Origin of the sequence: Pseudomonas sp. yb_9 (assembly GCF_043103635.1) — a bacterium.
In the GTDB taxonomy this organism is placed as follows: domain Bacteria; phylum Pseudomonadota; class Gammaproteobacteria; order Pseudomonadales; family Pseudomonadaceae; genus Aquipseudomonas; species Aquipseudomonas monteilii.
Genome location: NZ_JBICKA010000025.1, coordinates 28,537 through 46,895, shown reverse-complemented (window position 1 = coordinate 46,895; position 18,359 = coordinate 28,537). Strand labels below are relative to the sequence as shown.

The 18,359-nt window shown below is 62.2% G+C and carries 25 protein-coding genes and 1 pseudogene; 23 read left to right on the top strand and 3 right to left on the bottom strand.

The genetic code is table 11. From position 1 onward, the window contains the following. Window positions 1-98 precede the first annotated feature (98 nt). Both ACF8MI_RS05545 and ACF8MI_RS05540 read left to right on the top strand, forming a co-directional pair. Window positions 99-533: a DUF4145 domain-containing protein gene (locus ACF8MI_RS05545; protein WP_392517431.1), complete on the top strand. Its 435-nt coding sequence runs from the start codon at window positions 99-101 to the stop codon at window positions 531-533. 667 nt (window positions 534-1,200) lie between these two features. Continuing rightward, complete coding sequence (locus tag ACF8MI_RS05540) at window positions 1,201-1,518, top strand: hypothetical protein (protein ID WP_392517430.1); 318 nt, start codon at window positions 1,201-1,203, stop codon at window positions 1,516-1,518. A gap of 59 nt (window positions 1,519-1,577) precedes the next feature. Here the strand turns inward: ACF8MI_RS05540 and ACF8MI_RS05535 are convergent, their stop codons facing one another. The 3 genes from ACF8MI_RS05535 to ACF8MI_RS05525 all read right to left on the bottom strand — a co-directional run bounded on the left by ACF8MI_RS05535 (window position 1,578) and on the right by ACF8MI_RS05525 (window position 5,310). Further along, window positions 1,578-2,339: a DNA adenine methylase gene (locus ACF8MI_RS05535; RefSeq protein WP_161751500.1), complete on the bottom strand. Its 762-nt coding sequence runs from the start codon at window positions 2,337-2,339 to the stop codon at window positions 1,578-1,580. A gap of 158 nt (window positions 2,340-2,497) precedes the next feature. Beyond that, window positions 2,498-3,556 carry a phage portal protein gene (locus tag ACF8MI_RS05530; protein ID WP_392517429.1) on the bottom strand — a complete coding sequence of 353 codons (1,059 nt, stop codon included), beginning with the start codon at window positions 3,554-3,556 and terminating at the stop codon, window positions 2,498-2,500. Continuing rightward, a complete protein-coding gene (locus tag ACF8MI_RS05525; RefSeq protein WP_392517428.1) occupies window positions 3,553-5,310 on the bottom strand; it encodes a terminase ATPase subunit family protein in 1,758 nt (585 codons plus the stop codon). The genes ACF8MI_RS05530 and ACF8MI_RS05525 overlap by 4 nt, the downstream gene beginning before the upstream one ends. A gap of 151 nt (window positions 5,311-5,461) precedes the next feature. Between ACF8MI_RS05525 and ACF8MI_RS05520 the strand changes: the two genes are divergently transcribed. From ACF8MI_RS05520 to ACF8MI_RS05420, 21 genes and pseudogenes are all read left to right on the top strand, one after another. Continuing rightward, window positions 5,462-6,316 carry a GPO family capsid scaffolding protein gene (locus ACF8MI_RS05520; RefSeq protein ID WP_161751502.1) on the top strand — a complete coding sequence of 285 codons (855 nt, stop codon included), beginning with the start codon at window positions 5,462-5,464 and terminating at the stop codon, window positions 6,314-6,316. A 33-nt stretch (window positions 6,317-6,349) separates the two neighbouring features. Beyond that, window positions 6,350-7,357, top strand: a complete 1,008-nt coding sequence (locus ACF8MI_RS05515) for a phage major capsid protein, P2 family (protein ID WP_392517427.1) — start codon at window positions 6,350-6,352, stop codon at window positions 7,355-7,357. 11 nt (window positions 7,358-7,368) lie between these two features. Beyond that, entirely contained in the window at window positions 7,369-8,067 is a 699-nt protein-coding gene (locus ACF8MI_RS05510; protein ID WP_392517426.1) for a terminase endonuclease subunit, read from the top strand. A 105-nt stretch (window positions 8,068-8,172) separates the two neighbouring features. Next, entirely contained in the window at window positions 8,173-8,649 is a 477-nt protein-coding gene (locus ACF8MI_RS05505) for a head completion/stabilization protein (protein ID WP_033696794.1), read from the top strand. Beyond that, the gene (locus ACF8MI_RS05500) at window positions 8,649-8,861 is read left to right on the top strand and encodes a tail protein X (RefSeq protein ID WP_025339727.1); all 213 of its coding nucleotides are present in this window, start codon (window positions 8,649-8,651) and stop codon (window positions 8,859-8,861) included. The genes ACF8MI_RS05505 and ACF8MI_RS05500 overlap by 1 nt, the downstream gene beginning before the upstream one ends. A gap of 42 nt (window positions 8,862-8,903) precedes the next feature. Continuing rightward, on the top strand, window positions 8,904-9,218 hold the full coding sequence (locus ACF8MI_RS05495) for a phage holin, lambda family (RefSeq protein ID WP_025339728.1): 315 nt from the start codon (window positions 8,904-8,906) through the stop codon (window positions 9,216-9,218). Beyond that, window positions 9,215-10,072 (top strand): N-acetylmuramidase domain-containing protein, encoded by an 858-nt coding sequence (locus ACF8MI_RS05490; RefSeq protein ID WP_392517425.1) that lies wholly within the window; start codon window positions 9,215-9,217, stop codon window positions 10,070-10,072. The genes ACF8MI_RS05495 and ACF8MI_RS05490 overlap by 4 nt, the downstream gene beginning before the upstream one ends. Then, window positions 10,072-10,440, top strand: a pseudogene (locus ACF8MI_RS05485) (LysB family phage lysis regulatory protein); the annotation flags it as partial. The gene ACF8MI_RS05490 and the pseudogene ACF8MI_RS05485, both read left to right, overlap by 1 nt. Then, window positions 10,361-10,615, top strand: a complete 255-nt coding sequence (lysC, locus tag ACF8MI_RS05480; protein ID WP_237616600.1) for an Rz1-like lysis system protein LysC — start codon at window positions 10,361-10,363, stop codon at window positions 10,613-10,615. The pseudogene ACF8MI_RS05485 and the gene lysC, both read left to right, overlap by 80 nt. Further along, complete coding sequence (locus ACF8MI_RS05475) at window positions 10,612-11,145, top strand: phage tail protein (RefSeq protein WP_232859827.1); 534 nt, start codon at window positions 10,612-10,614, stop codon at window positions 11,143-11,145. Before lysC ends, ACF8MI_RS05475 begins: the two co-directional genes overlap by 4 nt. Then, window positions 11,138-11,593 (top strand): phage virion morphogenesis protein, encoded by a 456-nt coding sequence (locus ACF8MI_RS05470; protein WP_392517424.1) that lies wholly within the window; start codon window positions 11,138-11,140, stop codon window positions 11,591-11,593. The genes ACF8MI_RS05475 and ACF8MI_RS05470 overlap by 8 nt, the downstream gene beginning before the upstream one ends. 61 nt (window positions 11,594-11,654) lie before the next feature. After that, window positions 11,655-12,230, top strand: coding sequence for a phage baseplate assembly protein V (locus tag ACF8MI_RS05465; protein ID WP_392517423.1), 576 nt, complete (start codon window positions 11,655-11,657; stop codon window positions 12,228-12,230). After that, window positions 12,227-12,571 (top strand): GPW/gp25 family protein, encoded by a 345-nt coding sequence (locus tag ACF8MI_RS05460; RefSeq protein ID WP_392517422.1) that lies wholly within the window; start codon window positions 12,227-12,229, stop codon window positions 12,569-12,571. The genes ACF8MI_RS05465 and ACF8MI_RS05460 overlap by 4 nt, the downstream gene beginning before the upstream one ends. Continuing rightward, window positions 12,568-13,581: a baseplate J/gp47 family protein gene (locus tag ACF8MI_RS05455; RefSeq protein WP_392517421.1), complete on the top strand. Its 1,014-nt coding sequence runs from the start codon at window positions 12,568-12,570 to the stop codon at window positions 13,579-13,581. Before ACF8MI_RS05460 ends, ACF8MI_RS05455 begins: the two co-directional genes overlap by 4 nt. Further along, window positions 13,578-14,300, top strand: a complete 723-nt coding sequence (locus ACF8MI_RS05450; protein ID WP_392517420.1) for a phage tail protein I — start codon at window positions 13,578-13,580, stop codon at window positions 14,298-14,300. Before ACF8MI_RS05455 ends, ACF8MI_RS05450 begins: the two co-directional genes overlap by 4 nt. Further along, on the top strand, window positions 14,297-14,983 hold the full coding sequence (locus ACF8MI_RS05445; RefSeq protein ID WP_392517419.1) for a phage tail protein: 687 nt from the start codon (window positions 14,297-14,299) through the stop codon (window positions 14,981-14,983). The genes ACF8MI_RS05450 and ACF8MI_RS05445 overlap by 4 nt, the downstream gene beginning before the upstream one ends. A gap of 2 nt (window positions 14,984-14,985) precedes the next feature. Next, a complete protein-coding gene (locus tag ACF8MI_RS05440) occupies window positions 14,986-15,717 on the top strand; it encodes a hypothetical protein (RefSeq protein WP_392517418.1) in 732 nt (243 codons plus the stop codon). Between the two features lie 7 nt (window positions 15,718-15,724). After that, the gene (locus tag ACF8MI_RS05435) at window positions 15,725-16,177 is read left to right on the top strand and encodes a hypothetical protein (RefSeq protein WP_392517417.1); all 453 of its coding nucleotides are present in this window, start codon (window positions 15,725-15,727) and stop codon (window positions 16,175-16,177) included. Window positions 16,178-16,279: 102 nt separating this feature from the next. Next, window positions 16,280-17,452 (top strand): phage tail sheath protein, encoded by a 1,173-nt coding sequence (locus ACF8MI_RS05430; RefSeq protein WP_392517416.1) that lies wholly within the window; start codon window positions 16,280-16,282, stop codon window positions 17,450-17,452. Between the two features lie 14 nt (window positions 17,453-17,466). Beyond that, window positions 17,467-17,982 (top strand): phage major tail tube protein, encoded by a 516-nt coding sequence (locus ACF8MI_RS05425; RefSeq protein ID WP_392517414.1) that lies wholly within the window; start codon window positions 17,467-17,469, stop codon window positions 17,980-17,982. Window positions 17,983-18,013: 31 nt separating this feature from the next. Beyond that, complete coding sequence (locus ACF8MI_RS05420) at window positions 18,014-18,352, top strand: phage tail assembly protein (protein ID WP_392517413.1); 339 nt, start codon at window positions 18,014-18,016, stop codon at window positions 18,350-18,352. Window positions 18,353-18,359 lie beyond the last annotated feature (7 nt).

Below are 18,359 nucleotides of genomic sequence, written 5' to 3'. Positions count from 1 at the left end.
ATCTCCAACGTCGAAGCAGTCTCGACTCCAAAGCCAGCAATGGAAAAAACCCGAGAGTTTGGGTCTTTTATACGTGCAAAACCTGCGGTGGATGTGTGATGACCGCCGCAGTGTTTCATCCCGGCAAGGAGTACCACATCACTGAGATGTGGCCGTCATCGCAAGACGTTGACGAAGCAGTACCGTTGCGAGCACGACAATTCTTGCAGCAAGCGTTGAACTGCCTGCAGGCGCCAGCGGGTGCCGTGTTGTTAGCAGCGTCCTCAGTAGACGCGATGCTCAAAGAAATCGGCCTGACAGAAGGCACCCTGAACAAAAGAATCCTAGAAGCCCATAAGCAAAATTTGATCACGGCTGAGATGGCGGCCTGGGCGCACGAAGTGCGTCTGGATGCGAATGACCAGCGGCACGCCGATGAAGAAGCAGACATGCCTGATGAAGCAGACGCTCGCAGATCCATCGACTTTGTCCTGGCACTGGCGCAGTTCCTGTTTGTGCTTCCTAGCCGAGTAGCTGACGGCCGACGTAAGTAACGCGTACGCCCGCACCCACGTCTGGACCGGAACTTTTAAGGTACAGGGGGGTGTGGAAAAAAGAGTAACATCAGTAATCTTGACCGTTTTCTGCCTCGTAGGCCTTGAAGTACGCGGGTTCAGCGATTTTTCAAAAAGTGATTTTTTAGTAACCAATGAGTAATCAGGTTACCTATTATTGAAGTGATTTTTTGGATAGATAAAATCCTTTAAAAACAATCGCTTAGCGAAAAATTACCTTTTCAATTACCTTTCTATTACCTGTATCTGTAACCAGCTGAGCCCAGACAATACGCGGCCTCCAGCATGCCTCTTCCCGCCTAGTTACCTTGATTACTCTTTTTTCGCACCTACCCCCTATCCTTGGACAAAAAATCACCAACACCGCGCTGGGCAGCCCATCGTTGTCCTGTCGTGCCGCCGAATCCCCCTAGCAGTGCAGGGATCCGCAGGAAAACTCCCCACCCTTGACCGGCCCCGTCGGCCAGTGATAGCGCCAGTAAAGCCCTTGCGCAGGCGCGCAGAAATTCCGACACGTTTAGCCCGCAGGCGTGGCGGGGGGACGATTGCGCGCGCCGGGTTCAGCTCCACCGACCATCACCTGGGCTCGCCCGGCCGGCTCCCCACTGGTACTGTATGCACATACAGTATTCAGATGGACAGCACCATGGACATTGACACTGAAGGGTTTGAGCTCGGATCTCCCGGCATGGCAGAGATGATTGCGCACCAGGTGGTACTGCTCACCCATGAGGCGGAGCAAGCCTGGAGCGAGGTGACTAAGGCGAAAGCAGATGTGGAGAAATTGGTAGCCATTAATGCGGAGCTGAATAGCCAAGTCATGGCCTTGCAGCGCCAGGTATTCGAGTTGCGTCATCACCTGTGTATGGAGAGGAACATGCATGGGCGCATGTTCTCCACTTGGGGGGGCGAATCGGCGTCACTCATCAAGAGCAAGCAGGTTTCGATATACCCTCTGCTCTGACTGACTTTTTCAGGCCGAAAAAAAGCCGCCCATTTCGGGCGGCTCTTTGGCGCATCTTGCTACCAGTTGAAGTAGATCAGCTCGTTGGCCGCTTTGCCTCCCTGGCCACCCACGGTATGGCGGAAAGGCACGACCTTCAGCCGAAGATCAGCAAACACATCCCGGATCTGTGGATGGTCATTGATGGATATGACCATGCGGCCCTTTATGGTCCGGGCCAATTCGGCCATCGCTTCGTACTGCTCGAACGGGAACTGCCCCGGGCTATAGCCGGCGGTTTCCCAGTAGGGTGGGTCCAGGTAGAAGAGGGTGTGCTCACGGTCGTAGCGCCGGATGCACTCCTTCCAGTCCAGATGTTCGACTGTCGTCCTGGCCAAGCGCAGGTGCGCCTCGCTAAGTTTCTCTTCGATACGCAGCAGATTGAGTTTCGGCGGCGTCGTGGTGGCGGTACCGAACGTGCGGCTCGTAGGCTTGGCCCCGAAACACAGCTGCTGCAGATAGAAAAAGCGTGCGGCGCGCTGAATGTCCGTCAGCGTCTGCACCGCCTGCATATTTGCCCATTCGAACATCTTCCTGCTCACCAGCGACCACCGGAACTGACGCACCAGCTCCTCGAGGTGGTTGGCTACCACCCGGTAGAGGTTGACCACCTCACCGTCATAATCGTTGATCACCTCGACCCGACTTGGCTCTTTCATAAAGAAGATGGCAGCGCCTCCGCAGAATGGCTCTACATAGCATTCATGCTCTGGCAGTTCGGGGAGAATGTGCTTGGCCATACGACGTTTCCCGCCCATCCAAGGGAAAATTGGTTGCGACATTACGTGATCCTTGTCTCTTCAGTAGGTTTCGCTTAGGCTTCGCGTCCCCTGCGCAGAGGGGCGAGGCCTTGGTTGGATCACTCGCCTAGCTCGAGTGTTTCGACGTCGAGCTGGTGTTCCACCACCAGCTGGTCGCCTCGTTCACTGCGCAGGGGGTTTCACCCCCGCGCCGGTATCTCAAAGGGTGCGAATCGCACCACCTCCTCACCTAACCAGTCATTGATCTGGGCCAGACGTGTCTGGACCGGCTCAAGTTCGTTCATCGCCCAGATCTCCGTCGCTTCCTTGATCGACCCGAACCCGCCCGCGTTCTGGGGTACGATGCCCATCAGTTGCGGCGGAATACGCAAAGCCGCGAGCAGGTCGTCCCGGCTGATGTTCTTGATCGCCCCGAAGTCATCTTTGGCCGCCACCTCGCTGATCGGCAGCAGCTGAATGCCGTCCTTCTTTCCGTTCGGCGCGTACATGAACAAGTTGCGGAAGTTGCCCGGTCCTTTGCTGTTCTTCATGGCATCCCGCAGGTCGTCGACAAACTTCTCGCTGTGGGCGGGATCGGTCATGTAAAGGATGAAGCCGGCGTGACTACCGTTCTGGTAGTACCTGCGCCGGAACAGGGTGGCGCTCTCATTCAACAGGGCATTCTGCAGAGCTGGCAGCCACTCGGGCAGCCCGTATATCTCCTGGTTGATGTCGGCCTCGCGAAGGTGGCAGATGCTGCGGGTCTTGAAGGCGTGCTCATCCTTCCAGCCTCGCACCTGGTAGTAGGTCTCCAGGTCGGTCCCGCGGCGCATGTATTTGGCCAGGCAGGGCTGCAGCCCCATGGCCTGGCCAAGCATGTTGTCGCGTTTCTCCAGGTACAGGTTCCCGCACCACCCCCAGTCCATTACGATCTGCTCGAACGCCGGCCGGCTCAGCAGTCGGTGGGGGATAAAGCTGCGCATCAGCATGTTGCGCTTGAATGTCAGTCCCGACTGCAGGTACACGCTGGCCTTTGTCGATCTTGCAAGCCCGTCCAGATTGACCGGCGGTTCAAACCACCGGCCGTTGGACCAGCACTCCAGGTAATCGAGAATTTCGCGGCCATCCAGCACCGGAACCGGCTCGCCGAACGTAAACGCCATTGATTCCCCGCCGGCCCCTTTGACCAGCAACTCGCCCTCGCGGGCTGGCTGCTCCAGCGCGCCGCCGCGCTGGCGGCGCTTGTTCGGCTTGCTCATGAGTAGATCTCCATGAAGCCGGTGTTGGCCGTGGTCTGGCCCTCCAGCGGCTCGTTTTGCAGTGCGTGAAAGAGCGCCCACGCCAGGTCGGCATGGCCGGTGGTCTCGTTGCGGCCGGCGGTGTAGGTGAACTGCCGCCCGCCAGCGGTGATGGTCTTGCGGATAGCCATGAGCGACTGGGCGACGTCCGTCCAGCCGGCGTCGAACTCCAATCTGCCCTTGCTGATAACGTCCACGGCCTTCATCACCAGGCGAGTCTTGACCTCGGGGCTGTAGGAGAACGTCCGTAGGCCCGGGAAGAACTGGCGCACCAGCTGGGCCACGGCCGCGCCCATGCCTGTGGTATCGATGCCGATGTAGGTCACCCAGTAGCGCTGGGTCACCTTGCGGATGGTCTCGGCCTGGGCGTTGAAGTCCATCCCACGGAACTGGTGGCGTTCGAGGATGCGGAACTTGCCGCCCGGCACCAGCGGTGGCGCCACCACGACCAGGCCTGCGCTGTCGGTGGTCTCAGCCGGGTCGTACCCGACCCAGACCTGCCGGTCGGCGAACGGCCTGGCCGCAAAGGGCTTGTAGTCATCCCACACCGTCCAGCTGTCCACCATGCACGGCTGTAGCATGGCCAATGGGAAAATGCTCGCGCCGTCGTCGACGAACTCACACATCAACAGGTTCTGGAACGCCGCGGCGTCGTACTCGATGCGCAGGTCGTCCAGGTCGAACAGGTCACAGCCCCGCGCTTCAGCGTCGAGGATCGTCACGATCTGGCGCCAGATCTTGTCCTCGCACAGCCGCCCCTGCTGCAGCGTCTCATGGCTCACATCCAGCTTGACGTGCTGGGCGGTCGGTTTGCCCTTGTTCAGGCGTTCGCCCGTCCACCAGGTGTACGCCGGGTGCGCCATGCTGCTGGGCGTGGAAAAGTAGGTCTTGCGCCATTTCTTGTGCAGGGCCATGCCCGAGGCGACCTTGTTGATCTCCTTGAAGCCATGCACCCAGAAAAATTCGTCAAAGTAGAAGTTGCCGGAGCGCCCCTGCGCCGTGCGGAAGTTGGTCCCCAGGAAGTGCAGCTCGGCGTTGTTCCACAGCACGATTGGGTCACCGGTCAGCTTCACGCCCAGGACTTCGTTGAGGAAGGCCTGCATGTAGGTTTTGAACTGGTGCGCCTGGGCCTTGCTCGCCGACAAGAAGATCTGGTTGCGGCCGGTGGTGATCGCGTCGATCAGGGCCTCGCGGGCAAAGTAGAACGTCGCGCCGATCTGCCGGCTCTTGAGCACCATGCGGGTGCGCTGATTGCCGGCCCGGTACCAGTCCAGCTGGTAATCGAAGCAGCTGTCGCGGAACGCCTCGACCAGAGTCTCGATCTGCTGCTCATCCAGCTCGTTGCGCACCGCCTGTTTTTTCGGCCCCTCATTGCGCTTGGCGATGTTGGGGTTGAGGTCGGTTTCGGTGCCGCCGCCCTGGTACCGCTGAATCCGCGCTTGGCGCTCCAGTTGCCGGTGCAGCAGGTCGATCTCCTTGAAGTCCCCGCCGGTCTTGCCCTCCTTCAGGATCAGCTGCACCAAGCGCGCCTCCAGCGCACCGCCGATGCGCTCGACGTTGTCCGCCCGGTCCCACTCGTCGCGGGCCTTCCAGCTGTGGACGGTTTTCTCCTTCTCGCCGAGGAAATCGGCGATATCGGTGATGCGCCACCCGGTCCAGTACAGGAACTTGGCTTGGCGGCGTGCGTCGGTGGTTGGTTGGGCGATAGCGTTCATGGCGCAGATGCTGCCGATCGCGCGCGCGAACCCCTACTGGCATCGCCTGTAACCGCCGGGCTTACAACCCCAGTGCATTGCTGCCAACCGGCGCGCTGCGGACCATGCCCTCATCGCAAGGCACACCGCCACCGCAACGAGGATTCCCGGCATGGCCGAAAAGACCGACACCCCAGCAAAAAAACTTCGCTCCAAGTGGTTCCGGGTCGCCGTAGAAGGCGGCACCACCGATGGCCGGACCATTGAACGCTCATGGATCGAGGAGATGGCCGCGCAATACAGCCCGAACACCTATGGTGCGCGCATCAACTGCGAACACATCAAGTGGGCTTGGCCGGGCGGGGAATTCGGCGCTTATGGCGATGTGCTGGCCTGTAAGGCGGAAGAGGTCGAAATCAATGGCGAGACCAAACTGGCGCTGTTCGCTCAGTTGCAGCCCAACGATGCGTTACTCGCGCTGAACGCCAAGAACCAGAAAATCTACACGTCGGTCGAGATCGATCCCAAGTTCGCCAAGACCGGTAAGGCGTACCTGGTTGGCCTGGCGATCACTGATACCCCGGCCAGTCTGGGTACCCAGGCCCTGGAGTTCAGCGCGCAGCACGGCACCCTCACCAGTCGCAAGCAGAACAAAGACAACCTGTTCACCGCGGCCGAAGAGGTGCAACTCGAATTTGAGGAGGTGACGGACGGCCCCAGTATGTTCGCGGCACTGCGCGACAAGGTCGGTGGCCTCCTCAGCAAGAGCAAGGAAAAGGAAGGCAGGGATGCCACTAACTTCGCTGCCTTGGGCGAGCTGATCGAGCAGTTGGCTACCCACGGCGCCGAACAAGCCGAAGCGATGACCAAAAGCCAGGCCGCTTTCGCCGAGCTGGAAGTCAAGTTCGCCAAGCTCAGCAATGACCATGAAGCCCTGGTCACCCGCCTGGGTACCACCCAGGACCACACCCAGAAGGATCGCCCATCGGTTCCCGGTGGCAGCGGTCGCGACCTCACCGACTGCTGATCGAAAACGGATCAAGGACCCCCGGAGACCACCATGCGCAACGATACTCGCCTGCTTTTCAACGAATACCTGGCCCAGCTCGCCAAGCTCCACGGCGTGCCTGACGTCACCACCAAATTCGCCGCCAACCCGGCCGTGGCCCAAAAACTCGAAACCCGTATCCAGGAGTCCAGTCAGTTCTTGGGCATGATCAACAGCTACGGCGTCACCGAGCAGATGGGTGAAAAGATCGGCCTGGGCGTGACCGGCAACATCGCCGGCACCACCGACACGGACGTCAAAGCCCGCGAAACCCGCGACCCGACCGGCCTCGACGACCGCGGCTACGTCTGTACCCAGACCAACTACGACACCCACCTCAAGTACCAGAAGCTCGACGCCTGGGCCAAGTTCCCGGACTTCCAGGCCCGCATTCGTGACGCGATCATCAAGCTGATGGCGCTGAACCGCATCTGCATTGGCTGGAACGGCACCAGCCGCGCGGCCACCTCCAACCCCGCGACCAACCCGCTGCTGCAGGACGTGAACATCGGCTGGCTGGAGAAAATGCGCCGTGAGAACGCCGCGCGCGTGATGAAAGAGGTGGTTGATGGCAGCGGCAAGATCTCCATCGGCGCCGGTAAGGACTTCGAGAACATCGACGCCCTGGTGTTCGCCATGGTCAACGAGCTGATCGAGCCCTGGTACCAGGAGGACACCGAGCTGGTGGTCGTCTGCGGTCGCAAGATCCTCGCCGACAAGTACTTCCCGATCATCAACAAGGCCAATGCCCCGACCGAGATGCTCGCGGCCGACATCGTTACCAGCCAGAAGCGCATCGGCAACCTGCCGGCCGTGCGTGTACCGCACTTCCCGGCCAACGGCCTGTTCGTGACCCGCCTGGATAACCTGTCGTACTACTGGCAGGAAGGAAGCCGCCGCAAGACCGTCGTCGACAACGCTGCCCGAGACCGTATCGAGAACTTTGAATCGGTCAACGAGGCCTACGTCATCGAGGACCTGGGCTGCGCCGCGTTCGCCGAAAACATCGAGATCGCGTGAGGGGTATCGCCATGACCAATCCCTGCCGGCGCCACTTCCAGCGCGTCACCGCGGCCCAGGCCGCGGCGGCCACCGCACCTGAGCAGACCATGGAGGGAGCCACTCAGTACGAGCTGCAGCTCGCTCAGCTTCACCAGGACCGTCAGCGCCTGTCCGCCATCCAGTCGCGGGAAGGAAAAGGCAAGCTAAAGGCCGAGCTTCTGCCTGCCTACGAGCCCTATGTAGCGGGCGTGCTGGAGGCCGGCAAGGGTGCCCAAGACGAGGTGCTGACCACCGTAATGATCTGGCGCTTCGACGCCGGCGAATGGATCGGCGGCCTCGATGTGGCGGCCTACGTACTGCAGCATGGCCTGAAGATGCCCGACCGCTTCGAGCGTTCCACTGGCTGCATCGTGGCCGAAGAGATCGCCGAAGCCGCGCTCAAGGCCCAGAAAACCGGCGAAACCTTCCCTCTCGACATCCTGACCCGCACCGCCGAGCTGACCGCTGAAGAGGACATGCCTGATGAGGCCCGCGCGAAGCTGATGCTGGCCCTTGGAAAGGCCACCCTAACCGGACTGGACGACGCTAATCCCGGACAGCCAGGCCAGATTCAGGCTGGTGTTGACCTGCTGCGCCGCGCCATCGAGCTGCACGATAACTGCGGCGGCAAGAAAGACCTGGAGCGCGCCGAGCGCCTCCTCAAGAAACTCGCTGGCCCTGCCAGCTAACCGAGCGTCCCACGCAACCCGGCGGCTCGGGGCGGATCAGCGGCTTTCTCCTTGGCCCAGCTGTGAAGCCCCGACCACCGCCGACCTATTCAGAGCACCGCGATCATGAGTGGATTCATTCCTGGCGGCCTGGCGCCCAGTCCTTCCGTACCCGGCGTGCACATCAACAGCGAGGCCTTTTGGCCCTCGATCGATCTGGACAAGCTGCGCGAGACCCTGCGCATCGATTCCAGCGTCACCGCTGCCCGGCTTGAGACCGCCGTGATTGCCGCTGTCATCAGCGTAAATCGCGAGCTGTCGGCATGGCGTGAGGCCAAACAGGCGGCGGGCTACGCCTCGCTTGAGGCAGTCCCAAGCGAGAGGGTGAAGGACCAATCCCAGCTGGTTTACCTGTATCAACGTGCGGTCGAGTGCGCGGCCGGTGCCGAGGTTTGTGAGCGGTACCGCAGCTACGACACCACTCGCAGCGGTGCCGAAGAGGCCGACAGAACCGAGCCGACGATCGACGACTACCGCCGCGATCAGCGCTGGGCTATTCGAGACATCCTTGGGACCTCCCGCACCACCGTGGAGCTGCTGTGATGTCCACTCAACTCCGCACCCAGCAAAACGATACCGTCGACGCGCTGTGCTGGCGTCACTACGGCCGAACTGCGGGTGTCGTTGAGACTGTCCTCGACGCCAATCCTGGCCTGGCCGCCCTCGGCCCGGTGCTCAAGGCCGGCGTGCTGGTCGACCTACCCGATATCCAAACCTCTGCGCCTGAGCGCCAGATGGTGAACCTGTGGGAGTGACTGCCCATGACCAAACCAATCCGAAACCATGGAAGGACTCCCATGCCTGACCGTCCTGAAACCTGGGCCTTTCTCGCAACATGGCTCGAAAACAACTGGCCCGGGCTGTATGCCGGCCTGCTGGCGGCCCTGATTGCCGCCCTGCGGGTTGTCTATGGCGGCGGGAAACTCCGCCAACTGGTCATCGAGGCACCGCTGTGCGGATTCGTTGCCCTATCGGCCAGCCATGGGCTGTCGTTGATCGGCATCCCACTGACCGCCGCACCTTTCTTCGGGGGCCTGATCGGCCTGCTGGGCATCGAGTTCGTTCGGGCGGCAGCGAAGAAAACTTTCACTCGCAAGGAGGGGACACTATGACTCTTCGCCATGGCGACCGCTCCCAGGCGGTGCGTGACCTGCAGCGCAAGCTCATTGCCCGCGGCGCCAAGATAAGCGCCGATGGCGTGTATGGTGACGCCACCGAGGCCGCTGTCCGTGCCTACCAGCACCAGGCGGACCTGGTTGCGGACGGTATCGCCGGCCCTAAAACGCTGGCCAGCCTGCAGGGGGCCGACTGCGCTTACCTGCTGAAAAATGCCGACATGGTGCGAGCTGCCGACCGCCTGGGTGTACCTCTGGCGGCCGTGTACGCGCTCAACGAGGTCGAGTCCAAAGGGCGCGGCTTCCTGGATAACGGCAAACCGGTGATCCTTTACGAGCGACACATCATGTACGTCCGCTTGCAGAAGATCCGCCGGCCCGGCGACGACCAGGACGAGCTGGAGCAGCTGACGGATCAACTTCGCCAGCGTTCCGACGAGCTGGCCAAGCAGTTCCCGGCCCTGGTCAATCCGAAGTTCGGCGGCTATGTCGGCGGTACCGCAGAACACCAGCGCCTGGCCCAGGCCCGGATGATCGACGAGCAGGCCGCCCTGGAATCCTGCAGCTGGGGCGCCTTCCAGGTGATGGGCTTCCACTGGGAGCGACTGGGCTATCCCAGCGTCCAGGCCTTCGTCGATGCTATGAGCCGCAGCGAGTCGGACCAGCTGGAGGCCTTCGTCCGCTACATCGAGGCCGACCCTACCCTGCTCAAGGCCCTCAAGTCGCTCAAATGGGCCAAGGTGGCCGAGCTGTACAACGGCCCGGACTACAGGCGGAACCTGTACGACGTGAAGCTGCAACGCGCCTTTGAGCGGCACCAGGACTGCGGCTGCGGACAGGAGGCGGCCTGATGGACCTGCGCGACGGGGTGCTGGCCGGTGCTCTGTTCGCCGCGGTGTCGGCCGGGCTATGGGGTTGGGGTCAACAGCTCCTGCTCGGGACTGAGAAGGCCAAGACCAAGGGGCTGGAAGGCCAGCTCACAACCGCCCAGGCCGATGCCCGCCGCAACCTGGCCACCGCCACCGAGCTGAAATCCACCCTGGAGCGCGAGCGCGACGGCCAGGCCCAACTCCTGAAGACCCAGGGCGAACTGCGCCAGGGCTTGGCCACCCGCCAACGCACAATCGAGGCACTCAAGCATGAAAATGACCAACTCCGGGACTGGGCTCGCCAGCTTCTGCCTGATGCTGCTCGCCGGCTGCGGGAGCGTCCCGCCCTCACCGGCGCCGACGCTTACCGTCAATGGCTGTCCGGTGGTGGTCCCGTGCGTCCTGCCGGCGACGGCGCCGACGGCCAACGGGGACCTTCTCAATGACCAGGACATTGTTGAACAGGCCTGGGCCGAATGTGCCGCCCAAGTCGACCGTGTCTATCAGCACCAGGTGAACCCATGAACAAGCCCAATAGCCTCCGCGATCATCTGCTCGCGGCCGTCCCTGGCCTCAAGCCAAACCCCGATGCGCTGCTGATGTTCATCGACGCCGGTAAGGTCCGCTGCACTGCGGCTCCAACCCTGTCGTTCGAATACAGCTACACGCTGCAAATCATCCTGACCGACTTCGCGGGTCACCCCGACAGCGTGATGCTGCCGATTCTGGGCTGGCTCCGGGTCAACCAGTCGGAACTGTTGGTCAACCTCGAAAAGGCCGCCAACAGCGTCAAGTTCGAGGTCGACCTTATCGACCGGAGCAAGGTGGACATGAGCATTACCCTGCCGCTGACCGAACGTGTCGTGGTCAAGCGCCAGGCGGACGGGACCTATGACGTCACCCACCCCGGCGAACCGCAGTACGAGCCATACCAGGACTATGGCGAGGTGACCATCTTCGCGGATGGCCAGCCGCTGGCCTCTTGGCTGCCGCCGTCGGCGCCGGAAGGCATGGCGTTGTCGGTACCGCATCCAAGGCGACCAGACCATGGCTGAACTTGAAGCCCTGGAGGACTGGGTAAGTCCGCTCCTACAGCGCATCGAGCCGGCGGAGCGCTCCAAGCTGGCCCGCTCGATAGCCCAACAACTCAGGCGCAGCCAGCAGCGGCGCATCACAGCGCAACAGAACCCAGACGGCTCGGCGTATGTGCCCCGCAAACCACGACAACTGCGCGGCAAAAAAGGGCGAATCCGGGCCAAAGTGAAAATGTTCCAGAAGCTGCGCACCGCGACCTTCATGAAAGCCCGTGGTGACGGCAACGCGGCTACAGTGGGTTTCACCGGGAGGATCGCCAGGATTGCGCGGGTGCACCAGGAAGGCCTCCGGGATCGTGCAGCCCGCAATGCACCCGCAGTCCAATACGATCAGCGGGAACTCCTCGGCCTCACGGACACCGAACTCGACCAGGTTCGCGACACCTTGCTCGCTCACCTAACCCTGTAACAGCCCTATCTACAAGGCCCTGGTGATGCGCGCACGCGTAGGCGGCGCGACTATCACCAGCATGAACAGCCTCGCCGAACTTGCCCGCCTCATAGAAAACCTTGTCCGCTTTGGCACCATTGCCGAGGTGCAGCACAAGCCGCCTCGCGTGCGGGTGCGAACTGGCGAGTTGCTGACCACCTGGTTACCGTGGCTCGCCCTCCGCACCGGCGCCGACCGAGAGTGGGATCCACCCACCGTCAACGAGCAGGTCATCCTTCTTTCACCAAGCGGCCAACTCGCCAACGGCGTGGCAATCACCGGGCTCTTCAGCGATCTCATTCCAGCGAATGGTGACCGCCCAGGCCTGCACCGCCGCACCTATGCAGACGGCGCCGTCATCGAATACGACAGCGAAGCTCACCACCTGAGCGCTGCACTTCCGTCGGGTGGCACTACCGAGCTCATAAGTGACGGCGGAATTCGCATTGTCGGCGACATAGTCCATCAAGGGGACTACACCCAAAAAGGCAACCAGAACGTCACCGGTACGGTGATCGTCTCGGAAGACGTCGTGGCCCAGGAAGTCAGCCTAGTCAACCACCTGCACGGCGGCGTCATGAGCGGCCCAGGCAAAACAGGGGTCCCCGTGAGATGAACCGACACACCGGAGAAGCCATCGGGGAAGAAGACCACATCATTCAATCGATTGTGGACATCCTCACCACCCGCATCGGGACCAGAGTAATGCGCCGCGACTATGGCAGCCTGATCCCCGAACTGATCGACCAACCCCAGAATTCAGCAACTCGGCTGCGCCTTTACGCCGCCTCGGCCATGGCCATCATGCAGTGGGAGCCACGGATCACTCTCAGTAAGGTTCGCCTCGATGTCGATTCCATGACGGGCGCTGCCACCCTTGAAATCGAAGCCATACAGACCGACACCAATGCACCGCTGAGCATCCGCACGCCACTACAGCTGGGGGCAGCCCGATGAGCGCAACCCGCATGATCGATCTGAGCTTGCTGCCGGCGCCCGACATCATCGAGATGCTCGATTTCGAGACCATTCTCGACGCACGCAAGGCGCGTTTCGTCAGCCTTTATCCGATCGAGGAGCAGCCAGCCGTCGCGGCGCGGCTAGCGCTCGAGTCGGACCCCGTGGCCAAGATGCTGGAGGAGAACGCCTATCGTGAGCTCATCCTCCGCCAACGGGTCAACGACGCGGCCAAGGCAAGCTTGCTGGCCTATGCCAAAGGCGCCGACCTGGACAATCGTGCGGCCGATTACGGTGTGCAGCGGCTGACCATTCGGGCGGCTGATCCAGACGCGGTGCCGCCTGTGGCAGCAGTGATGGAAAGCGACGAGGCGCTGCGCTACCGCACGCGGCTATCGCTGGAAGCGTTGTCCGTCGCAGGCAGTAGCGGCGCATATGAGTATCACGCGATGAGTTCGTCGGCCGAGCTGGTGCATGTCTCGGTCGATTCGCCCCGGTTTTCCGGGGCGGCGGTGCCAGCTGCGGTGAAAGCGCAGCTACCGGCCGGGGCCATTGTTGTGGTCTGCGACTACGACGCAGGCTTGGCCAATCCGCTACCTGGCGACGTATCGCTGGCTGTCCTGCCCAGGCCAAACAGCACCGTGCCAGAGGTGCAGCTGGTGTCGACTGTCCTAAAGGCGCTGTCGGCAGAGGATGTGCGCCCGGTAACGGACCGGCCACGCGCGCAGGTTGGTATCCCGACCGACTTCAAGGTCGAGGCAGTGCTCTGGGTTGAGGACGGGCCAGATCCTGATGTTGTCCTCGCCGCCGCAAGGGCCAGCTTGGATGCCACCATTGCCGCCGCGCGCCGGCTGGAGGGGAAGTTGCCCGTATCGGCAATCTACGCAGCATTGCACGTAACAGGGATCAGCCGGGTTGACCTGGTCAAGCCGGTCGAAGGGGTGGTGTGTGACAAGCGGCATTACCCACGCGCCACCTCCATTGACCTGACCAGCAGGGTGGTCCCATGAGCCTGCTACCCCGCAACGCGACCCTGCTGGAGCGCTCGCTGGAGCGCGCCGGCGAGATGGGTGTAGACCCAGAAATCATTCGGGGCGTGGCCGACTCGGCGCGCTGCCCACCTAACTTCCTGCCCTGGTTGGGATGGGCGCTCAAGGTTGAAGGCTGGGAAGCGGCCTACACCGACGAGCAGCGCCGCGCACTGATTCGCGAAGCGATTCCGGTCCACAGGACCAAGGGCACCGTCGGAGCAGTCCGGCGAGTACTCAAGGCAGTGCGGGTCAACGCGGAGTTCAAGGAGTGGCACCAGATACCGAACGCCGCCCCCTACACATTCCAGGTCACGGCCTGGGCCAACGAAAACCGGGCGGGTGAGGGTTCGATTATCTCGCCCGAACTGGGCGCGCGTTTGCGTGCCCTGGTCGACGCGGCGAAGAACGAGCGCAGCCACTACGAGTTTCGGCTGGGCGCCCGCTTCGACGGCGGTCTGGTGCTCGGTAACGCCTTCCAGGCGCGGGCCGTGCAGCACCGCTCCATGGATGCGCAGGCGGTGCCGTTCGATCCCATGGCGCAGACGGTGCTGTTTGCCAATGCGCTCAACGCGTCCAGCGTATCCCGGCGATTTGCCGAGGCGCAGGGCGTACCCATTCAAGCAGAAGGTGCCCCGCTGGTGGCCAACGCGGCGCATGTGCGCACGGTCGTGCGGGGCTACATGGAGGCTGTTCTATGAGTACAGGCTTGCAACCTGTCATCACCAAGGCCGGCCTGGCGGCGATCCTGACGGCAACGAAAACCGGCCTCGCGGCCGAGATTGGCTATATCGCCCTGGGCAGCGTGGCCTACACCCCGACCGCCGATCAAAAGACCCTGCGCAACGAGATTGCGCGGTTTCCGATTTCCAGCGGCGAGAAGCTGAGCAGCACCCTGTTGCACCTGACCGCTGTCGCGGATGGCACGATCGGCTACTGGGTGCGCGAGATTGGCATTTTCCTCAAGGACGGCACCCTGTTGGCGGTCTGGTCGCACCTGACCGAGGCCTTGGCCTACAAGGCCCCCAACATCGACCTGCTGCTGGCTTACGACCTGTCACTGGCGGCGCTGCCAGCGGACAGCGTGACCATCACCAGCACGGCCGCCGGCCTCAACCTGACGCTAGCCGAACCCTTGGCCGTGCAGGCCACGGCGCTCATTGCCGAGCAGCTGCGCACCCTGCAGCAGAACGACCGGCTGGTTGCCCAGGAGCGCCTGCAGGCGATTTCTGAGGAACAAATCAGCGGTCTGTTGGCCCGCATGACTACCGCCGAGAAATCGGCCTCTGAAACGCGCGACGTTCTGTTGAGCGCGACGGTTGCCAGTGCCACCGGCCTGATGGCCCTTCAATACACCGTTCTTCAACACATCCACGGATCTTAACCATGAGCCTTGAAACTGAAATCGCCGCGCTGGTCGCGGCCAACAACAAGCTGATCGACTATTTCAGCGGCAAGAAGACCGCGATTGATGCCGCCGTGTCGGCCGCCATTGCTGCGGCGCCGTCCATGGTTCGCGCCTACTGGGTCGACCAGCAGCTGGGAGACGACGCCAACGGCCTCGGCACCGAGGCCAGTCCGTTCAAGACCCTGCAGCAGGCCATCAACGCCACCCCGGACGGTGGCCGAGTGCAGGCATGGCTGTCCAAGGACTATGTCCTGGACAAGCACATCAACCTGGCCGGCCGGCGCTTGGTCGTTGCCGGGGTGGCAGGTTCGGGTCGTCGCCTGACCATCAACGAATTCATGCCAGAAGGTGAAACCCTGCTGCGCATGGGGTCTTTCTGGGCATCGAACGATTCCACTGTGCAGCTGGTGAACGTGACGGTGAGTCTCCCGGCTTCCAGCGCCGGCGATCTGAGCGCGTATTACGGGCTGGTATTTGCCAGTGGCTCGTCGGCGCCGATCATGCTGCAGCTACGCATGTACAACTGTGCGTTTGAGCTGCGCGGCACGTTCCGGGGCAAGCTGTTCGGCCCTGGCTCGGTACTGTTCGCGCTGTCGATGATCGGCACCGCTGTGCCTTCGGCGCTCAACGGCTCGCTGATCCCTGGCGTTGCTGCTGGCACCCTTTCCAAAGACGTGGGCCACGTCATCACCAACCTGTCGAGCCTGTGAGGCGATCATGCAAAAGACTTTCTTGAACGTCGTCTATGGCGACAACACCTACAACGGCTTTGACTTCGACGCGCTGCCCATTGGGGCCGCGTTGCTGGTGGCCCAGCAGCAGATTGAGCAGGCAGCCGACCAGGCGCGTTCTGCGGTGCTGGGTGATCCGCTGCGTGCCATCGAGAACCAGCTGGCCGAGGACGAGGCCAAGGCCTTCAAGCAGGCCGGTTACGCCGGCGACGTGCCGCTGACTGTCCAGGCGCTGGTCGATGCCCAGGGCGTTGAGCCCATGGAGGCGGCCGAGGCGATCCTGCAGGAGGCACAAGCCTCGCATACGGCGGTGTGCTCGATCCGTGCGGCCCGCCTTAAAGGCAAGGTCGAGGTGCTCAAGGCAACCACCCATGCGCAGGCCGAGGCCTATGCCGACACGGCAATCAATGCCATTCGCGCTGCAGTCGGTAGCGTTTAAACACCTTGTAGCTACCTGGACTACAAGCCCTGTCAATCGCATCTCATCGTCGCGCGCGTCAGCCTGTGCAGTGTCTTCCAACCACTGCACAGGCACTCAACCATGGCCGACGAATACCATCACGGCGTCCGGGTCCTCGAAATCAGCGAGGGCACCCGCCCAATCCGAACCGTTTCTACCGCCGTCGTCGGCTTGGTCTGCACAGCAGACGACGCCGACGCCTCGGTTTTCCCGCTCAATACTCCCGTCCTGGTGACCAACGTCCAGACCGCGATCGGCAAAGCCGGCACCAAGGGTACGCTGGCCGCCAGCCTGCAGGCGATCGCAGACCAAACCAAGCCCGCGACCGTCGTCGTGCGGGTGGCAACCGGTGCGACCCCGGCGGAAACCACCAGCAACCTGATCGGCACCACCACCGCAACCGGCAAGTACACCGGCATGAAGGCGCTGCTGGCCGCCAAGACCCGCCTCAAGGTCACCCCGCGCATCCTGGGGGTGCCAGGCCTCGACTCCTTGCCAGTGGCCACCGCCCTGGTGTCTATCGCCCAGCAGCTACGCGCGTTCGCGTACGTCGCCGCCTCGGGCTGCAAGACCAAAGAAGAGGCCGTCGCCTACCGTGAGAACTTCGGTGCCCGTGAAGTCATGGTCATCTGGCCGGACTTCGAGCAGTGGAGCACGGCCAGCAATGGCAACGTCCCTGCACCAGCAGTAGCCCGAGCCTTAGGCCTGCGCGCCAAGATCGACCAGGAGATTGGCTGGCACAAGACCATCTCCAACATTCCAGTCAATGGCGTAACCGGCATCACCGCTGATGTGTTCTGGGACCTGCAGAACCCGGCAACCGATGCGAACTACCTCAACAGCAACGAGGTGACCACCCTTATCAACGAAGACGGCTTCCGCTTCTGGGGCTCGCGCACCTGCACCGAAGACCCGCTGTTCGCGTTCGAGAACTACACCCGCACCGCGCAAGTCCTGGCCGACACCATGGCCGAGGCGCACCTGTGGGCAGTCGACAAGCCAATGCACCCATCCCTGGTCCGGGACATGCTGGAAGGCATTAACGCCAAGTTCCGCGAGCTGATCGCCGGCGGTTACCTGATCGGCGGCAGTGCTTGGTACGACGAGCAGGTCAACACCGAGGCAACCCTCAAGGCCGGCAAGCTCGCCATCGATTACGACTACACGCCTGTGCCGCCGCTTGAGGACCTCTCGCTGCGCCAGCGCATTACCGACCGCTACCTGGCTGACTTCGCCAGCCGCGTCAACAGCTGACGGAGACCATATCCATGGCCATGCCACGCAAGCTCAAGAACCTCAACCTGTTCAACGATGGCGGCAGCTATCTCGGTGTTTGTAAGACCGTCACCCTGCCCCCGCTCAGCCGCAAAATGGAGGGCTACCGCGGCGGCGGTATGAACGGCCCGGTCAAGGCTGACCTCGGCTGGAGCGATGACGGCATCCAGCTGGAGTGGAAACTTGGCGGTTTCGATGACCAGGTCATTCGCCAGTTCGGCGCCATCAAGGCTGATGCCGTGCTGCTGCGTTATACCGGCGCCTATCAGCAAGACGATACCGGCGTGCACACCGCCGTCGAGATTGTTGTCCGCGGTCGTCACGAAACCATCGAGGCAGGCGAAGCCCAGCCCGGTGAGGACACCGAGAAGAGCATCACCACCACCTGCAGCTACTACAAGCTGACCATCGACGGCGAAGTCCTGGTCGAGGTCGACCTCCTCAACTTCATCGAGATCATCGACGGCGTCGACATGCTCGCTGAACAACGCAAAAACCTGGGCATTTGATCCCGCCCCCTGACAGAACACCGGAGCCACCATGGACACTATCGAAGCCACCACCGCCGCAGCCACTGCCGAAGCCAAACAACTGAACGACAACCAGGTCGAGCTGGACACCCCGATCCAGCGTGGCAAAACCGAAATTTCCGTCATCACGCTGCGCAAGCCCACCGCAGGCGAGCTGCGCGGTATCCACCTGTCCGAGTTGCTGCAGATGGATGTGGCGAGCCTGATCAAGCTGATCCCGCGCATCAGCGAGCTCAATGAGTACGAAGCCGGCCGCCTGGACCCTGCCGACCTGGTCGCTGTGGGCGTGAAAGTGTCCGGTTTTTTGCTGCAGAAGCGGATGAAGACGGACGCGTCCCTCGTTGCGTAGAAGATGC

Coding starts and splice junctions, on each gene's coding strand:
- ACF8MI_RS05510 (WP_392517426.1), top strand. CDS start 7,369: ATGACCAATCCCTGCCGGCGCCACTTCCAGCGCGTCACCGCGGCCCAG.
- ACF8MI_RS05515 (WP_392517427.1), top strand. CDS start 6,350: ATGCGCAACGATACTCGCCTGCTTTTCAACGAATACCTGGCCCAGCTC.
- ACF8MI_RS05545 (WP_392517431.1), top strand. CDS start 99: ATGACCGCCGCAGTGTTTCATCCCGGCAAGGAGTACCACATCACTGAG.
- ACF8MI_RS05420 (WP_392517413.1), top strand. CDS start 18,014: ATGGACACTATCGAAGCCACCACCGCCGCAGCCACTGCCGAAGCCAAA.
- ACF8MI_RS05450 (WP_392517420.1), top strand. CDS start 13,578: ATGAGCCTGCTACCCCGCAACGCGACCCTGCTGGAGCGCTCGCTGGAG.
- ACF8MI_RS05445 (WP_392517419.1), top strand. CDS start 14,297: ATGAGTACAGGCTTGCAACCTGTCATCACCAAGGCCGGCCTGGCGGCG.
- ACF8MI_RS05475 (WP_232859827.1), top strand. CDS start 10,612: ATGAACAAGCCCAATAGCCTCCGCGATCATCTGCTCGCGGCCGTCCCT.
- ACF8MI_RS05500 (WP_025339727.1), top strand. CDS start 8,649: ATGTCCACTCAACTCCGCACCCAGCAAAACGATACCGTCGACGCGCTG.
- ACF8MI_RS05470 (WP_392517424.1), top strand. CDS start 11,138: ATGGCTGAACTTGAAGCCCTGGAGGACTGGGTAAGTCCGCTCCTACAG.
- ACF8MI_RS05430 (WP_392517416.1), top strand. CDS start 16,280: ATGGCCGACGAATACCATCACGGCGTCCGGGTCCTCGAAATCAGCGAG.
- ACF8MI_RS05455 (WP_392517421.1), top strand. CDS start 12,568: ATGAGCGCAACCCGCATGATCGATCTGAGCTTGCTGCCGGCGCCCGAC.
- ACF8MI_RS05535 (WP_161751500.1), bottom strand. CDS start 2,339: ATGTCGCAACCAATTTTCCCTTGGATGGGCGGGAAACGTCGTATGGCC.
- ACF8MI_RS05440 (WP_392517418.1), top strand. CDS start 14,986: ATGAGCCTTGAAACTGAAATCGCCGCGCTGGTCGCGGCCAACAACAAG.
- ACF8MI_RS05465 (WP_392517423.1), top strand. CDS start 11,655: ATGAACAGCCTCGCCGAACTTGCCCGCCTCATAGAAAACCTTGTCCGC.
- ACF8MI_RS05435 (WP_392517417.1), top strand. CDS start 15,725: ATGCAAAAGACTTTCTTGAACGTCGTCTATGGCGACAACACCTACAAC.
- ACF8MI_RS05520 (WP_161751502.1), top strand. CDS start 5,462: ATGGCCGAAAAGACCGACACCCCAGCAAAAAAACTTCGCTCCAAGTGG.
- ACF8MI_RS05525 (WP_392517428.1), bottom strand. CDS start 5,310: ATGAACGCTATCGCCCAACCAACCACCGACGCACGCCGCCAAGCCAAG.
- ACF8MI_RS05490 (WP_392517425.1), top strand. CDS start 9,215: ATGACTCTTCGCCATGGCGACCGCTCCCAGGCGGTGCGTGACCTGCAG.
- lysC (WP_237616600.1), top strand. CDS start 10,361: ATGAAAATGACCAACTCCGGGACTGGGCTCGCCAGCTTCTGCCTGATG.
- ACF8MI_RS05505 (WP_033696794.1), top strand. CDS start 8,173: ATGAGTGGATTCATTCCTGGCGGCCTGGCGCCCAGTCCTTCCGTACCC.
- ACF8MI_RS05425 (WP_392517414.1), top strand. CDS start 17,467: ATGGCCATGCCACGCAAGCTCAAGAACCTCAACCTGTTCAACGATGGC.
- ACF8MI_RS05530 (WP_392517429.1), bottom strand. CDS start 3,556: ATGAGCAAGCCGAACAAGCGCCGCCAGCGCGGCGGCGCGCTGGAGCAG.
- ACF8MI_RS05495 (WP_025339728.1), top strand. CDS start 8,904: ATGCCTGACCGTCCTGAAACCTGGGCCTTTCTCGCAACATGGCTCGAA.
- ACF8MI_RS05460 (WP_392517422.1), top strand. CDS start 12,227: ATGAACCGACACACCGGAGAAGCCATCGGGGAAGAAGACCACATCATT.
- ACF8MI_RS05540 (WP_392517430.1), top strand. CDS start 1,201: ATGGACATTGACACTGAAGGGTTTGAGCTCGGATCTCCCGGCATGGCA.